At 37.5% G+C, this 14,844-nt stretch carries 18 protein-coding genes; 14 read left to right on the top strand and 4 right to left on the bottom strand.

What is annotated here, in order from left to right; translation table 11 throughout:
- Positions 1 to 71: 71 nt before the first annotated feature.
- Entirely contained in the window at positions 72 to 983 is a 912-nt protein-coding gene (locus tag ACEVFT_RS07435; protein ID WP_205441780.1) for a glycerophosphodiester phosphodiesterase family protein, read from the bottom strand.
- Positions 984 to 1,387: 404 nt separating this feature from the next.
- Between ACEVFT_RS07435 and ACEVFT_RS07440 the strand changes: the two genes are divergently transcribed.
- Positions 1,388 to 1,660 (top strand): YlbG family protein, encoded by a 273-nt coding sequence (locus ACEVFT_RS07440; RefSeq protein WP_004224806.1) that lies wholly within the window; start codon positions 1,388 to 1,390, stop codon positions 1,658 to 1,660.
- A gap of 2 nt (positions 1,661 to 1,662) precedes the next feature.
- Here ACEVFT_RS07440 and ACEVFT_RS07445 read toward each other — a convergent pair whose 3' ends face one another.
- On the bottom strand, positions 1,663 to 2,052 hold the full coding sequence (locus ACEVFT_RS07445; protein ID WP_393949078.1) for a DUF7147 family protein: 390 nt from the start codon (positions 2,050 to 2,052) through the stop codon (positions 1,663 to 1,665).
- Between the two features lie 56 nt (positions 2,053 to 2,108).
- On the opposite strand from ACEVFT_RS07445, the gene ACEVFT_RS07450 reads away from it, so the two are divergent.
- From ACEVFT_RS07450 to coaD, 3 genes are all read left to right on the top strand, one after another.
- Positions 2,109 to 3,530 carry an RNA polymerase II gene (locus ACEVFT_RS07450; protein WP_393949081.1) on the top strand — a complete coding sequence of 474 codons (1,422 nt, stop codon included), beginning with the start codon at positions 2,109 to 2,111 and terminating at the stop codon, positions 3,528 to 3,530.
- 71 nt (positions 3,531 to 3,601) lie between these two features.
- Positions 3,602 to 4,168 (top strand): 16S rRNA (guanine(966)-N(2))-methyltransferase RsmD, encoded by a 567-nt coding sequence (gene rsmD, locus ACEVFT_RS07455; protein ID WP_393949082.1) that lies wholly within the window; start codon positions 3,602 to 3,604, stop codon positions 4,166 to 4,168.
- A 1-nt stretch (position 4,169) separates the two neighbouring features.
- Positions 4,170 to 4,661 carry a pantetheine-phosphate adenylyltransferase gene (gene coaD, locus ACEVFT_RS07460; RefSeq protein ID WP_004224812.1) on the top strand — a complete coding sequence of 164 codons (492 nt, stop codon included), beginning with the start codon at positions 4,170 to 4,172 and terminating at the stop codon, positions 4,659 to 4,661.
- 58 nt (positions 4,662 to 4,719) lie between these two features.
- Here the strand turns inward: coaD and ACEVFT_RS07465 are convergent, their stop codons facing one another.
- On the bottom strand, positions 4,720 to 5,619 hold the full coding sequence (locus ACEVFT_RS07465) for a hypothetical protein (RefSeq protein ID WP_393949084.1): 900 nt from the start codon (positions 5,617 to 5,619) through the stop codon (positions 4,720 to 4,722).
- A 118-nt stretch (positions 5,620 to 5,737) separates the two neighbouring features.
- Here ACEVFT_RS07465 and ACEVFT_RS07470 point away from each other — a divergent pair, with 118 nt between their 5' ends.
- Entirely contained in the window at positions 5,738 to 6,784 is a 1,047-nt protein-coding gene (locus ACEVFT_RS07470; RefSeq protein ID WP_342442639.1) for a SepM family pheromone-processing serine protease, read from the top strand.
- Between the two features lie 68 nt (positions 6,785 to 6,852).
- Here the strand turns inward: ACEVFT_RS07470 and ACEVFT_RS07475 are convergent, their stop codons facing one another.
- Positions 6,853 to 8,064, bottom strand: a complete 1,212-nt coding sequence (locus ACEVFT_RS07475; protein WP_393949087.1) for a nucleotidyltransferase — start codon at positions 8,062 to 8,064, stop codon at positions 6,853 to 6,855.
- A gap of 166 nt (positions 8,065 to 8,230) precedes the next feature.
- On the opposite strand from ACEVFT_RS07475, the gene ACEVFT_RS07480 reads away from it, so the two are divergent.
- The 9 genes from ACEVFT_RS07480 to mraZ all read left to right on the top strand — a co-directional run bounded on the left by ACEVFT_RS07480 (position 8,231) and on the right by mraZ (position 14,823).
- A complete protein-coding gene (locus ACEVFT_RS07480; RefSeq protein ID WP_205441796.1) occupies positions 8,231 to 8,764 on the top strand; it encodes a YceD family protein in 534 nt (177 codons plus the stop codon).
- 24 nt (positions 8,765 to 8,788) lie between these two features.
- Positions 8,789 to 8,962 carry a 50S ribosomal protein L32 gene (gene rpmF / locus ACEVFT_RS07485; RefSeq protein WP_004224819.1) on the top strand — a complete coding sequence of 58 codons (174 nt, stop codon included), beginning with the start codon at positions 8,789 to 8,791 and terminating at the stop codon, positions 8,960 to 8,962.
- Between the two features lie 163 nt (positions 8,963 to 9,125).
- On the top strand, positions 9,126 to 9,893 hold the full coding sequence (locus ACEVFT_RS07490) for an enoyl-CoA hydratase/isomerase family protein (protein ID WP_393949089.1): 768 nt from the start codon (positions 9,126 to 9,128) through the stop codon (positions 9,891 to 9,893).
- 110 nt (positions 9,894 to 10,003) lie between these two features.
- On the top strand, positions 10,004 to 10,381 hold the full coding sequence (locus tag ACEVFT_RS07495; RefSeq protein WP_016992546.1) for a transcriptional regulator: 378 nt from the start codon (positions 10,004 to 10,006) through the stop codon (positions 10,379 to 10,381).
- A gap of 399 nt (positions 10,382 to 10,780) precedes the next feature.
- Positions 10,781 to 11,677, top strand: coding sequence for a ketopantoate reductase family protein (locus tag ACEVFT_RS07500; RefSeq protein WP_205441800.1), 897 nt, complete (start codon positions 10,781 to 10,783; stop codon positions 11,675 to 11,677).
- Between the two features lie 2 nt (positions 11,678 to 11,679).
- A complete protein-coding gene (locus ACEVFT_RS07505) occupies positions 11,680 to 12,075 on the top strand; it encodes a DUF3397 domain-containing protein (protein ID WP_205441803.1) in 396 nt (131 codons plus the stop codon).
- 131 nt (positions 12,076 to 12,206) lie between these two features.
- Complete coding sequence (locus ACEVFT_RS07510) at positions 12,207 to 12,452, top strand: hypothetical protein (RefSeq protein ID WP_393949091.1); 246 nt, start codon at positions 12,207 to 12,209, stop codon at positions 12,450 to 12,452.
- A 68-nt stretch (positions 12,453 to 12,520) separates the two neighbouring features.
- Positions 12,521 to 14,137, top strand: a complete 1,617-nt coding sequence (gene bshC, locus ACEVFT_RS07515; RefSeq protein WP_393949092.1) for a bacillithiol biosynthesis cysteine-adding enzyme BshC — start codon at positions 12,521 to 12,523, stop codon at positions 14,135 to 14,137.
- Between the two features lie 254 nt (positions 14,138 to 14,391).
- Positions 14,392 to 14,823, top strand: a complete 432-nt coding sequence (gene mraZ / locus ACEVFT_RS07520) for a division/cell wall cluster transcriptional repressor MraZ (RefSeq protein ID WP_004224832.1) — start codon at positions 14,392 to 14,394, stop codon at positions 14,821 to 14,823.
- Positions 14,824 to 14,844 lie beyond the last annotated feature (21 nt).

The raw sequence follows: 14,844 nt of genomic DNA on the forward strand, positions 1-14,844 counted from the left end.
CTATTTTGTTTTTCAACACTAAGAAAGGGAAGGCGCACTTAACGAGTGTCCTTCCCTTTTTTGTCCGCATCTTATTTAGACTCTTGAGCTTGTAATAACTCAACAGCAATATCAGGACGGTCTGTAATAACGCCCTTTGCCCCATTATTGAGTAACTTTTTCATCGTATCTATATCATTGATTGTCCAATAGTGGACAGGAATATTGAGGTTATTTAAAAACTGAATAAATTTTGGAGAATCTAATGCAATAACCCCTGACTTCGGAGGGATTTGGAAAACATCCACTTTAGGATGATATAAATGTCCAAACTGACTTGAGAAGGAAGCAAATGCTTTTCTTACATCTGATTCACCTGCACCAAGTGCTACTTGATTTTGAGCATATAAATTAAAGCGATCTATTTGCTCACCATAAAAGCTTGTCACAACGACACGATGTTCAGCTTGAAGTTCTTCAATTAAGCGCCAAAGTTTAGAAGGCATTAGACTTCCTTCATAAGTGTCTGGAGCATCTTTGATATCAATGTTGATTAACATGTTTGGATAGGTTTCAAGCAACTCTCGTAATGTCACGACATTTAATTTGTCCTCACGATATGGGAAGTTTCCATCCAAATCTTCAAATTGGTAGCCATGATTTAAGGCATTGATTTCTGCCAATGTCATATCTGCAATGAGTCCATAGCCATCCGTTGTACGTTCAACTGTGTCGTCATGGAAAACAATAATTTCCTCATCTTTCGTTAGGCGAATGTCGATTTCAAAGCCGTCAACACCTAGCTGTGCTGCTTTTTCAAATGCAACCATTGTATGTTCAGGTGCTAAAAGAGCTCCGCCACGATGTGCAAGAATTACGGGGCGTTCGAATTGTAATGCTTGCTTACCTTCGCGTTGCTGTGGTTTTGAAATAGCTTTACTACCTGCCCAAGCTGCTGCACTTGCTGCTGCAATTGCAAGCGCAATTTTTGTTTTCTTACCCATATTCGTCCTCCTTAACAATTATCCTCATATAAAAAAGTAATAGTGAATTCATTGTTTAATCAATAGTAGTAAGTACAGGGCCTACTATTAAAATTAGTTGCTAGTATAAGTGAATGATGATTTTTTTTATGCCGATTCTTGCCATCCTATTGAAAAACAATCATTATGGAGGTTCAAATGTGTTGTAAGGGTTCTTTTGAGGCATGATCATCTTTCAGCATTCATCTGTTCCTGTAATGATGCTACAATTGAATTTATCTAAAACAACTGATTCAACTTCACGATGTTCAACGTCGTATGCTTTTCCATTATAACGGAAAATTGAGCGTTCTGTCAGCTAAACTCTGTTGCTATCATTTTCTGGTCTATGGTATTCTTTTATGTAAGAAATGAGGGAATCCAATATGAACGAACGACAAGGGCTAATCGTTTACGTCCATCAATTAAAACATGCGAAGTCACTTCGGAAATATGGTCATGTTCTTTATATTTCTAGAAGGCAAAAATACGTAGTGCTTTACTGCGATCGTGAGGACATTGACATGATGACAACAAAACTACAACGCCTTCCATTTGTAAAAGACGTTGTGGCGTCTTATCGTCCATTTGTAAAAACTGAATATGAAAATGCAAAACCAGATAAAGCAAAGGAATATGACTATAAGGTAGGTCTATAAACTCATGTTAATGCAGGTATATAGTTATTTAGTCTTAATATACCGATTAAGTATTGATAAAATAGTTTTGATTCCGAAAATATATATGAGTGCTTTATTTCTACAACTACTGCTTTTCGACCGAGTTGTTCTATTTGTGCTTCAAACATTTTTTGTCGCTGTGTTGGCTGTTCTTCATTGTATGGGATGCCTTCTCGACAAATATAAATAGGCATGAACTTACTTTCGCCGACTGGTTTAAGGGCGACAGCTAAAGAAATCACCTTCTTGTCTTCTTTTGTAGATGTTAGTAAAAAGGCTTGATGAAAACGTTCCTGGTTGGTTTTAATAATTTCGAGTAGCTCGTAAACATCACCATAGCCTTCTCCTAATTCTATAAATTGTTGTGGCATAATAATTGCACATCCTTTCCAATACTCATAGTATCATGCTGCGGGAGGTCAAGCACATGAAATTTGCATTAAGCTTTTTTACTATTTTAGCACTAATCATTACAGGAACAATATTTTTCCAATATCATGCTTATTCATCTGATTTAGAAACGGGCATAGGGGATTTTCATTATTCTCAGGAAATAGAAATTGTCTATCGTGAAAATAGCTTAGATATTCGTCAACATTTTAAAAACCTACCAAATCAAAAGGTGAAAATTAAATGGCCTGAAAAAGCAACAAACGCTAGTTGCTTTATTGAAAATGAAAAAAGCTGTGATCGTTTATCAGATGAAGTCTCTTATTTTGCAAAAGGGGAGACAAAATCACAATCTGTGTCATACATAATTCCAATTGAGGGCGGCTTGAAAAATAAGATGCTCCTTCAAAATGTTTTTGCTACACTAATAAATGGTGAAGCGTCTTATTCAATTGTCTCGATTTCTACAGACAGCAAAGTGAAAGGACAATGGGTTACAGGTTTGCCTTTAGTAGGTCAACAACAACTTGTACTTGTTAATTACACAATGTTTAGAGGAAACGGTACTGTTCAAGATTTATATTGGCAAGCTGGCGAACTTAAAGCGCAAGAGCAGACACCTGTGTTATCTATTTATGCGCAGCAGGAAGTCCCTAATGATTTTCTAAAGTCATTAGAAAATTTACAGCTTTTAAGTGATGAGCATGTTGCAATTATTCAAGAAAAAAGTCCAGTAGCAGCTCATGACGAAAGATTGTTATTTTTACCAACACTTACTGCACAAGCTGTAGAGCAGGAAGTAATTTTATCACAAATTAAATCACAATATAATTTTGTAGATTCTCCAGAATGGTTGCCTGAGGTTGTGGCATCCTATTTAGTAAACGATCCAATTGGTGGAGAAAAAACAAAGAAAATCATCAAAACATTAAATGATTATATGACGGATAGTCAACAACAAGCTTGGCAGGAAACATTGAAAAAGCTTGGAGATGAATCGATTTCTCCGGATACACTGGATAAGTATTTATCACAGGTATTAGATGCCAAGACATCTTATTTTGCATTAAATGCAGCTCAGCAAAATGGAACCTATCCGCTTTTATTTGAGGATCCACGTGATGTATATGTGGATGATATGTTGAAGGAAGATGTTCATGTTATTCTATATGAAGGACAGGTGTTGTATACGGCAGATACATTATTGCCTTATCTTGGCTACTCAGCTGAGGAAGGGAAAAATGGCTATTATGTAAATAGCGAGCATCGTACATTCCGTTTCCCTAAAGAGCCTGGATTCTATGTATTCAACCAACGTAGGTATCCAACTATCTCTGAACCAATCATTAAGATTGCAGATCATTATTATGTAGAAGAAGCTTGGTTACAGCGATTATTCCTCGTTGAACTACAAAAAAAGGATGAGCGTATTCAAGTATTAACACAAGAACAACAATAACTTTTGCAGCGGAGGGCCACCCTTTCGCTGCAAAATACTTTATATAGACGAAAGTACGGTGAGATGCTGATATGAGAGTTGTAGCAGGAGAGCGCAAAGGAATGCCGCTTAAAGCAATAACAGGAAATACGACAAGGCCTACAACTGACAAAGTAAAGGAATCCATTTTTAATATAATTGGGCCGTTTTTTGATGGAGGTGTGGCGCTAGATCTGTTTGCTGGAAGCGGTGGCTTGGGTATTGAATCATTAAGCAGAGGGACAGAACGTGCTATTTTTATTGAGAAAGACCCTAAAGCATTCCAGGTACTACAAGAAAATATAAAAAAATGCCGTTATGAAGAACATACAGAGCTTTTTCGTATAGATGCAAAGCGTGCTGTGAAAGCGCTATTAAAGCGTGACATTACGTTTAAACTTGTTTTTTTAGATCCACCTTACCATCAGCAGGAATATTATGACCTCGTACAGATTTTGGTCGATAACCGTAAAATACAACAAGATGGTATTATTTTATGTGAACATGCAAAAGAGGTACAATTGCCTCGAAATTTTGGGGAGTTTGTTTTAACAAGACAAGAAACATATGGCGGAACAATTATTTCTGTTTATCGCTGTACAGAGGAAGAGGGAGAATAAGTTGTCTGAAAAAATTGCTGTAGTTCCTGGAAGTTTTGACCCTGTCACATTCGGCCACTTAGATATAATTAAACGTGCGGCGGATGTGTTTGATATCGTATATGTAGCAGTATTAAACAATTCAGCAAAGAATCCGTTGTTTTCTGTAGAGGAACGTATGGCTTTGATGGCTGAAGTGACGAAAACCTTACCTAATGTCCGTATAGAGAGTTCTTCAGGTCTATTGATTGATTATGCCAAGGAAAAAAAGGCGAAGGCAATTGTTCGTGGCTTACGAGCAGTTTCAGATTTTGAATATGAGATGCAAATTACCTCTATGAACCGTTTCCTAGATGAAACGATTGAAACTTTTTTCATCATGACGAAAAATCAATATTCATTCCTAAGTTCTAGTATAGTAAAAGAGGTTGCGAAATACGGTAGTGATGTTAACGAGCTAGTCCCTACTTGTGTCGTGAAGGCTTTAAAAGAAAAATATGGTTTTACACAATAGTTATGCAGAGGATGTCAAATGAACGATGACATCCTCTTTTTGATCTTTAGTGCTATTGTTATTTCAGAAAAAATAGAGCATAAATAGTCGGTACAATGATTATGCTAAGAAGGCGGAATTTTATATAAGGTCTTACAGAAAGTTTTGCAGATTTGGCGATAACAAAAATTTGTAAGTGAATACTTATACTTTGCATCGTTAACAAAATCACAACGAGTAAATGAATATACGGAAGATCTGGAAATGCTGTAACCGTCATTTTAAGACCGTTCGTTACCTCTAGAACAGCTGCTATCGAAAGCTCAATCGTATAGGGAAGCTTGGGTATCAGCTGATCTAAGCCTTGTTGTACAATGGTCTGAATCGTTGTGAAAAAGATGATGGTTGTACCAACTAGCAGAATTGTTGGAGCCGTTTCTTTAATGCTTTCTGAAAATGGAGCACTATAGAGTGGTGTGTTGTGTACGGAGATATTAGGTGGATCAGTTTTACGAAATAAAAAGTAGCCAGTTACTAGGCAACAAATATTAAACGTATGTAGTAAACATAAAAACAACCATCCAAACGTATTACTGTGTAGTAAATCAAGGCTTACAAAACCTAATACAAAAAGTGGACTTGGTGCATGACAAACAGCTAGCAAAAAATTTGCCTCTTTCGGGTGTAATTGACCACTATTTTTCAAATAAACAATGGTGGTTGCGCCCGTTGGATAGCCTCCAAGGGCACTAATAATGTAGGCTTGTACGTATAAAGAAGCCCTTTTTGTTTTGGTACGCATAGGGGCTGTTAAACGCAGAAGCCATTGTGTTAACACAAGATAAGGCAATAAATACGGAAACAGTGCTTCCATGAAAAGATTTAAGCCTAAATCAGTACCACTATGAGCGGTTTGTGGGAATAACAAGAGTAAGAGAATTAGAATTACGCAGAGCACTATTTGAATTGTAGCAAACATGTTATCAACTCGTTTCAACTTTTTGTCATTCACATAGGCAAATGCTAAAATCAATATATGTGAGAAAGGCAAAAACATGAACGTATGGTTTTGCAAGCGTCCTAGGAGGTGTTTTCAAGTGAAGAAAAAAATTAGTATTTATGCAGTGTTAATAGTCGTGATTTGTTTTATGATGTTATACCGACTAGACGCGTATATTATGAAACCTGGAAGTGCATATGATGTCAGCAAATTCGTTACTGTTGATAGCAAAGAGGCAGATAGCGTGGGGTCTTTAAGTTTAATGACAGTCGCTATGCAGCAAGCCACGCCGTTTTCGTATTTGTGGGCGAAAGTTCAAAAATATCAAAAGCTAATGGATATTGAACAAGTACGAAATCCTTTAGAGGATGATGAGGAATATAATATTCGACAGTTAAAGTTAATGTCTGATTCACAATTTAATGCGAAATATGTAGCCTTCCAAAGAGCGGGGCTAGAGACAAAGGTTCTTTTTAATGGTGTATTCATATTAAATGTATTAGACGGAGGAGCTTCAGATGGTATCTTGAAAGCTGGTGATGAAATTGTCGAGGTTGATGGTCAAAAAATAACTAGCCAACAGATGCTTGTGGATCTATTAAAACCTAAGCAGCTTGGAGATAAGGTAACCATTCAATTTATACGCAATGAAGAACAACATCAGGAGACTATTACATTACAGGAAATTCCTAATGCGCAAGAACATAGAGCGGGTTTAGGTATTTCCTATACTGAAAGCAAATCGATTGAAACTAATCCGAAAGTGACGATGAAAACAGAGGATATTGGAGGACCTTCTGCTGGTCTGATGTTTACACTTGAGATATTAGACCAACTTCTTGATGAAGATTTAACAAAAGGCTATGCAATTGCTGGTACGGGTGAAATGCTAATAGACGGATCAGTTGGCAGAATTGGTGGGATAGATTATAAGGTTATAGCCGCCGATCGTGACGGTATGGAGATCTTTTTTGCACCAGACGATGAAATCTCTCAAGAAATGAAAGCGAAGTATCCAGAGCTAGAATCGAATTATGCGACGGCTGTTAAAACGGCAAAAGAGATTAAAACAAAAATGAAAATCGTTCCAGTAAAAACGGTTGACGACGCTATCAATTATTTAGAGCAACTACAACCAAAATAAAATAAAGGGATGCTAGAGCAATAAAATAAAGGGATGCTAGAGCGTTTTTAGCATCCCTTTTGTTGTCTTTAGCAACGAATAGGTGGTGTTTGATAATCCTTCGGCAGCGTCAGATTCTTTGTTCCTTGCTCGATACTTAAATTATAAAGCTCTGCTGCATGGATATCGATGGCTAACATCGCATCACTGGTAGACGCAACTCGACTGATTAAGGGTAATTCTATATTCTTTTTTTGCTGACCTAAGTAAGCTTGTCCCGTCGAGCTCATACCCAACAATCGAATAAAGGAGGGCGCTTTAAAACTTTGAAGCTGCTCTTTTGTAAACCCAGTATAGATATGTGTTACCATACGCTGAAGGCGGGTCCATGTATAACGTTTAGATTTTATTTTTTCCATAAAGCTATTAAAGGTTGAGCTCGTTTTTGCTGCTTTCACAATTGCATTTTCGATCCCCTCTGTTACTTCTGCATAACGAGTAAGTTCTGAGGGGATGTGTCTTATAATAGTGAACTGTAATAAAGGCCAAAAAGTTTCCCAGTTAGCAAATTGGTTATACTTTGTATGCCAGTCTGTTAAAAAATCAAAAGTAGCTTTAGGAACAACATTTTCTATACTCTGTAAAGAAGGTTTAGAAGCAAGGGCTTTACGTATGCCAGTGGCACTTGCAATCGATGCATCTTCCTTTAATGCATCATGGTATCCTGCTGCAACGCGAGGAATTGTTAGCGGTTTGATGCTACTGTTAAGGGCCCTCGCAGCTTCAAGATAATGAAAGCCCAATATATTATTTGGTTGTGCAAGATCGATGTATGGAGCAGGGAACTTCTGAGAAAGCTGTTCATAGGCATAATGTAGGCTTTTTGGATAGCTTGCACCTGTTTTAAGACTGTCTTTAATGAACAAGTCATATTCTGCACGGTGGCTGTCAATCAGCTCAAACGTGTTCAGAAAGGGCTGAATAGAGCCGTCTTCACTTCCAAAGGCAAAAGCGTCGCAGCCTACTGCACTTAATAAAGAAATGGCTCCTTTTGCGAAATCTGTGGCAGGTGCTGTACTATAGACATAAGGTAGCTCAATAACAATATCTACACCACCAGCAAGCGCCATTTTAGTGCGTGTCCATTTATCTACCATGGCAGGTTCTCCACGTTGTAAAAATGTGCCGCTCATAACAGCGATAACAAGATCTGCCTGCGCTACTTTTTTAGCCTGCTCTAAATGATAAGCATGTCCGTTGTGAAAAGGATTATATTCAACAACAATTCCAACTGCTTGCATGCTTTTCCCCCTTATAATTAATGTTTTATTTGAATCTGTTAGGAGTAAATACACTTCTCATAGTATATAATTATAGGTGGGTTTTAAAGTGGTGACAAGAAATTATCTTGACATCTATTTTTACACATTATATAATCAACAGTGTTGTCTCGAGGTGATTAAACGAATGAAATGGTCAATTCATCAATTATCTAAATACCGCCAAAACGGGATGCCAATCGATGCCTTTGTCCAGCTGGACGAAGTGATGGAGCGAAACCAGGATATTCGAGCAATTTCGCCCGTTCATGTAAAAGGGCTATGTACTTTTGGTGCATCGCAAATGACATGTCAGTTAACTGTGACAGCAACGTTAACACTACCATGTGCACGCACATGGGAGGATGTTGAGTTTCCAATTGAAGTTGAGACAGTTGAAATTTTTAGCTGGATTGACGAAGATAAAAGAGGAGACGATGACGGAGACATTCACTATATTGACGGTGAAGTCATCGACATGAAACCAGTTCTTGAGGAATTAGTTTTACTTGAGGTACCAATGCAAGTGTTCAAAGAGGATTCTGAAGGACAAGTGCATGGTGGTAAAAACTGGTCTTATGCAACAGATGAAGACGTAGAGCTACACAAAAAAGCTGACGAACAAAAAGTGGATCCAAGACTAGCTTCTTTAGCTAAGTATTTTGATCAAACAGACGAATAGACGATCTGTAAGGAGGTGCCATCAATGGCTGTACCATTTAGAAGAACTTCTAAAACTGCAAAAAGAAAGCGTCGTACGCATTTCAAATTATCTGTACCTGGTATGGTAACTTGCCCTAACTGTGGTGAGGCTAAACTATCACACCGTGTTTGCAAAGCTTGCGGACAATACAAAGGTAAAGAAGTAGTAAGCAAATAATACAGTGTTTGCTCACTTAAAAGGCTAGTAGAGAGACCATGGCTCTTTACTAGCCTTTTTGTTAGCTAAAAAAGACGGAATATTTCGTTGATTATGAAGTTCTTTACAATAGTGAAATAATTGTGTGATACAATTTATTCATTGCGACAAAGGGGGTAGAAGTATGTCTTATACGATTGATAATCATGATGGCATTATGACATTTACCATTAACCGTGAAGAGAAGCGGAATGCTGTCAATGACGAAGTGATGAATGGTCTTCAAGAAGTCATTACATATATTCGTGAGCATGAAGATGTGCGTTTTTTAGTAGTGACAGGTGCTGGCGATAAATCGTTTTGCTCGGGAGGAGATTTATCTGAGTTTCATTCATTGGAAACAGAGGATGAGGCATTTGGTATGTTAAGTAAGATGGGGAAAATATTATATGATCTTGCCACGCTTCCTGTACCAACTATAGCACTTATAAATGGTACTGCTGTTGGAGGAGGTTGTGAGATTGCAACGGCTTGTGATTTTCGTTTAGTCGCTAGCCATGCAAAATGTGGTTTTATTCAAGGAACACTAGCCATTACAAGTGGTTGGGGTGGCGGTACATACTTATTTGAACGAGGTTTACGTCATGATCGTGCAATGAAGATGCTAGTGGATGCAAAGCCGTACCCTGCACACTTATTATACGAGATAGGATGGGCTATGCGTGTTTTTGAAGGCTCAAAAGAAGAAGCCTTGAATGATTTTATTGAACATATGCGAGAAATCCATCCTTCTGTTCATAAAGCATATAAGGATATTGAGCTTCGAAAGTGGCGTGAGCGCAATATGTATGAGCGTGTGATGGAGGAAGTTCGTACCTGTGCAAAGTTGTGGGAAAGTGAAGCACACCATCAAGCGGTTAATAATTTCTTGACAAAGAAGAACAATAAGTAATGTATAAAGACAGTGATGAGAGGAAAACGTCATCACTGTCTTTTTTCATGCGATGATTCTATTTTGCTCGCTTTTGCATATAGTAGTAAAAAATGCGAGGGTGATAGATTATGGAATTGAAAAAAAGAAAAGATCAATGGACGAAGGAAGATGATGAAAGACTAGCAGAAATCGTATTGCATAATGTGCAGAATGGCAAAACACAGCTAGAGGCATTTGAAATGGCGGCCATAGAACTAGGTCGTACAAAACAAGCTTGTGGTTTCCGCTGGAATAAAACTTTGCGTGGGCAATATAGTCAGTCACTATTAGCTGTGCGAAATCAGCCTCAACAATCTATGCGAAGTCACTTGAAATTAGCGTTGACAAGTTTTGACGAATTAACCGAGGCTTATCAAACACTTGAAATGAAGCACCGTGAATTGCAAAATGAACATGATAAGTTAGTGAAATGGCTTCAACAAGGTTATTCATTAATGAAAGATTAACGTTATAAGTATGTGGCTTTTGGAACATGAATGACATTGCTTTTCTTTCCTGGAGATAAAACCCTTTCTGTATATCGTCAATAATCGGTCTATCCTGTATAATAAAAGAACCTGCGTAGAAGGTGCCTTAGATGTATTCTGAGGCACCTTATTCTTGTAGTTTTATCTTGATTCAGCGAATGTATATTATTCAGAGTTGAAGCGTTAGATGGGGTTTTAAAGTCTGTTGAATAGGAAACACCCCAACAAATGCGCCACGTTCTGTGATGGTGTGAACAATATCGTATTGCGCCAAAGTATTCGGCGAATGTCACAGCTTGTTTCGAGCGTGCTTGAAGCAAGCTTGATGTAATGACGTCGAGGTAATAATGAGCAGTAAAGATGGAAAGGGTGTAGACAATGAAAGTAGCGATAATTGGTGCAGGAGCAGTTGGTCAATTAACAGCAAGTTTTTTAGCAGAGTTTGGTGTGTCGGTGACGTTGGTTGCGAGAAGGCAGGAACAAGTAAATGAACTAAATGCCAAGAAGTTAACACGTATCAACGTTGATGGAACTAAAACTGTGCAAAGGGTTATTGCTACTACAGATTTGGCTAATTTACCAACGCACGATTTACTAGTGATTGCTGTTAAATACGGACATTTGCAAAAACTATACAAACCATTAGCTTCATTTCCAAATGATACGCCATTACTTTTTATGCAAAATGGCTTAGCGCATTTTGAGGAGGCACTAACCTTACCGCAAAAAAATATTGCCTTTGGTTCGGTGACCTTTGGTGCTCAATTGTTGGACCAATTAACGGTTCAGCATAGAGGAATAGGTCAATGTAAAATAGCGATAGAACGAGGAGAGCAGCAGGTCTTTCAAAAGCTATTACAATTACAGAATTCCCTATTTCCTATTGAATTGGCTAGTAATGCAGAGCAGATGCTTTTTGAAAAAGCGGTGCTTAATAGCTTAATAAATCCATTAACGGCTGTATTGCAAGTGAAGAACGGGGAGTTAGTAACTAATCAACAAGCGTTTTTACTTATGGAAAATATTTATCGAGAGCTTACAGAAGCTTTTGGAGATATTGAACACACCATATCTTTTAGTGATGTGATAGACTTATGTAGGAAAACGGCCAACAACACTTCATCTATGCTAGCGGATCGTCTACAGGGTCGAAAAAGTGAAATTGAAACAATTGTTGGTGTCATTCTGAATAAAGCTTTAGCAAACGGTCATAATTTACCTACTTTGCGTACTTTATATCACCAAGTACTTGCAATAGAGGAGAGCGGTGAATAACGTTGAAAGACCTTTTACATATAGTTATTAGTATCATTATTTTTTGTCCAATTGTTCTTTTTGTCATTGTTTATCTGGTTAGCAGAAAAGTTAAAATTCGTGGCACACATGCTTTTGGAGCAGCTTCTGATGTCACGACATTGTGCTTGTTTTTTTCTGTTCCGTTAGCTATTGGTGTGCTTTGGCGTGTAAATGTAGGGGCGCTTTTGGTGATACTTGCAATAATGATGGCCATGATTTTTACATATATTGATTGGCGGACTAAAAAGGAATTAGAAGTGAAGCCATTATTAAAGAAAATTTGGCGCTTTTTATTTTTAATACTTAGTACAGCGTATCTAGTAATTTGTATTGTGGGTGTCATTCAATCCATTGTGGAATATTTACAGGTTGTCTAAGCATTTTCTTTTCATGTTGAAGCTTTAAGCGTTAAAATAATAGCATTAAAATAGTTATAAAAATCATTCTATAGGAATGAGAATATTGATTGAATTCATAAACCTTAGTACTAGAAGCATAGTTCAGTGACATGGACGAAGTGCAAAGGCGGTCTCGAATTATTCATCTTGACCCAACACATGTTTTTGTACCGAAAGCGAAAGCGGGTACAGAAAAATCCTTCTTGAGGGAGAGGGATGGCTTATTTCAACAAGTATTCAAATGCTTGCTGAAACATCGTCAAAAAGTGTTTGATGCCCCAAAGCCGCTAATAGATGTCGCGGATTTTTCGAGCTATCTGAAAGTCGAGGCGACATTGAAAGCAACGTGTGCATAGTATGAATGAAATTCAATGTCTCGTTATGAGTAAGGAAATGATTTAGTGAGTAGAGGAGTTTATGTTAAATGAAACTGGAGTCAATCCAAGTACCTATAAAAAATCATGTGCTAGCAGATTACTGGTCGCCAAATACTGCCATTCATCAATTTTTTGAGTATGATTACAATGATCAAGCTTTTGAGAAAAGAGCGGAGCATTTAGCACAATATACCCGTGACCAAAAAGAGTTAACAGCAATCATCCGTCAATTTATGGAGCCACTCGGGTTATCCCAAAAAACGAATGAGCATTTAGAACAATTAGAGCAAGGAGCTATGGTAATAGTCGGTGGACAACAAGCAGGTATCTTAACTGGCCCTCTTTACTCCGTTCATAAAGCTATTTCAGTTATTGCATTAGCGAAAGAGCAAAGCGCAAAGCTTCAACAGCCTGTTATCCCTGTTTTTTGGATAGCTGGAGAAGATCATGACTTAGAAGAAATTAATCATACCTATACAGTACATGGGGAATTGCTAAAAAAGCGAACTTATGGTGAACGCTCTAGACGTAAAACGATGGCTTCTGCAACAGCCTTAAACAAAGAGTCGATGACGCAATTAATTAATACGATTATTCGAGATATTGGGGAAACAGAGTATACAGAAGCGCTGATTAAGCAATTAGTTGACGCGTTGAACGGTAGTGAAACATTTACGGATTTCTTTGCCTGTCTAATGCATCAATTATTCAAAGAGGAAGGCTTATTATTGATCGATGCCGCCAACTTTCAATTCCGTCAATTTGAAAGCAAATATTTTGCACAAATCATTCAATCCAATGAAGAAATTGCTAGAGTCGTAACGGAAAAGGAAGAGGAGCTTGAGCGTGCTGGCTATGGTAAGCCTATTTTGGCAACATATGAAGCCGCTAATTTATTTTATGTAGAGGATGGGGAGAGACATCTTTTAGAAAGAAAAAATGATCTGTTTGTTAATTTAGCGGCTAACCTCAAATTTACACAAGAAGAGCTGTTAGAAATAGCGCTTAATCATCCTGAACGTTTAAGTAATAATGTAGTAACTCGTCCATTGATGCAGGAGATGACATTGCCAGTATTAGCGTTTGTTGGCGGACCAGGAGAGTTAGCTTATTGGGCAACACTGAAAAATGCATTTTCAGCTTTAGACTTACAAATGCCCATTTTTGCTCCACGCCTTCATATCACCATTGTCACTCGTCATGTAGAGCAATTATTACGTGAGCATCAACTAACTGTTACTGACGTATGGGAAGGAAAAGCGTTGCAAATGAAAGAACGCTTTATTGCAGATGTACAGGACATTGAAGCCAAACGTCAAATTCAAGCTATGCAGCAGTTGTTAACAGAAAAATATGAGGAGTTAGCCTCCTATTTAGAGAAACAGCATTTGCATTTAGATAAAATTCTTGAGAAAAATCAAGAAAATCATGCAAAGCAATTTGATTACCTGCAGCAAAAAATTGAACAAACTGTATTGAGTAAGCATGAAACGACTATTCGTAAATTTATGACACTGCAAAATGAATTGTATCCGAATGATGGTTTCCAAGAGAGAACCTTTAATCCATACCAATATTTCAATGAGTTTGGACCTATGTTAATTGCTGAAATGCTGAAGCAAAATTATAGCATCGGTAAACACCACTATTTACTTTATTTATAAAATCAATAAATAGATACTTTATACCTAAGTGGTAATTTGATATCATGTGAATTTGATGAATTATGTCGAGATAAATAGTATTTAAAGAGCTATCCTACTAAGGGTGGCTCTTTTTTTGTATCATTTAGCTTATATCAAAAAAATCCCTAAAGGTCTAATTGCACATTAAGAGATAAAATGTCAAGTTTTTTTTAAAAAAAGTGGAGGAAAGTGGGGGGATGTGGTACATTATTTAATAAAGTGGGGTGAGTAGTATGTTCATGGGAGAATATCAACACTCCGTTGATGCGAAAGGGCGATTAATCGTACCGGCAAAATTTCGTGAAGCTTTAGGCGAAACGTTTGTTGTCACAAGAGGTCTCGATAACTGTCTATTTGGCTATCCTATGAATGAATGGCGAAAACTCGAAGAGAAATTAAAAGGTTTACCGATGACCAAAAAGGATACACGAGCATTTGCAAGGTTTTTCTTTTCTGGAGCAACAGAGGTAGAAATAGACAAGCAGGGGCGTATCAATATCCCAGCTACTCTTATGCAACATGCACATCTAGTGAAAGAATGTGTGGTGTTAGGAGTTTCAAATCGAATTGAGATTTGGGCTAAGGATGCTTGGGAAGCTTACTTTAGTGAGTCTGAACAATCTTTTAATGAAATTGCAGAAAATATGATTGGCTTTGATTTTTAACTTTTATAGGCATTACAACGT

Origin of the sequence: Lysinibacillus sp. PWR01 (assembly GCF_043359455.1) — a bacterium.
GTDB lineage: Bacteria > Bacillota > Bacilli > Bacillales_A > Planococcaceae > Lysinibacillus > Lysinibacillus fusiformis_F.

Coding starts and splice junctions, on each gene's coding strand:
- ACEVFT_RS07435 (WP_205441780.1), bottom strand. CDS start 983: ATGGGTAAGAAAACAAAAATTGCGCTTGCAATTGCAGCAGCAAGTGCA.
- ACEVFT_RS07440 (WP_004224806.1), top strand. CDS start 1,388: ATGAACGAACGACAAGGGCTAATCGTTTACGTCCATCAATTAAAACAT.
- ACEVFT_RS07445 (WP_393949078.1), bottom strand. CDS start 2,052: ATGCCACAACAATTTATAGAATTAGGAGAAGGCTATGGTGATGTTTAC.
- ACEVFT_RS07450 (WP_393949081.1), top strand. CDS start 2,109: ATGAAATTTGCATTAAGCTTTTTTACTATTTTAGCACTAATCATTACA.
- rsmD (WP_393949082.1), top strand. CDS start 3,602: ATGAGAGTTGTAGCAGGAGAGCGCAAAGGAATGCCGCTTAAAGCAATA.
- ACEVFT_RS07465 (WP_393949084.1), bottom strand. CDS start 5,619: ATGTTTGCTACAATTCAAATAGTGCTCTGCGTAATTCTAATTCTCTTA.
- ACEVFT_RS07475 (WP_393949087.1), bottom strand. CDS start 8,064: ATGCAAGCAGTTGGAATTGTTGTTGAATATAATCCTTTTCACAACGGA.
- ACEVFT_RS07480 (WP_205441796.1), top strand. CDS start 8,231: ATGAAATGGTCAATTCATCAATTATCTAAATACCGCCAAAACGGGATG.
- rpmF (WP_004224819.1), top strand. CDS start 8,789: ATGGCTGTACCATTTAGAAGAACTTCTAAAACTGCAAAAAGAAAGCGT.
- ACEVFT_RS07490 (WP_393949089.1), top strand. CDS start 9,126: ATGTCTTATACGATTGATAATCATGATGGCATTATGACATTTACCATT.
- ACEVFT_RS07495 (WP_016992546.1), top strand. CDS start 10,004: ATGGAATTGAAAAAAAGAAAAGATCAATGGACGAAGGAAGATGATGAA.
- ACEVFT_RS07500 (WP_205441800.1), top strand. CDS start 10,781: ATGAAAGTAGCGATAATTGGTGCAGGAGCAGTTGGTCAATTAACAGCA.
- ACEVFT_RS07510 (WP_393949091.1), top strand. CDS start 12,207: ATGGACGAAGTGCAAAGGCGGTCTCGAATTATTCATCTTGACCCAACA.
- bshC (WP_393949092.1), top strand. CDS start 12,521: ATGAAACTGGAGTCAATCCAAGTACCTATAAAAAATCATGTGCTAGCA.
- mraZ (WP_004224832.1), top strand. CDS start 14,392: ATGTTCATGGGAGAATATCAACACTCCGTTGATGCGAAAGGGCGATTA.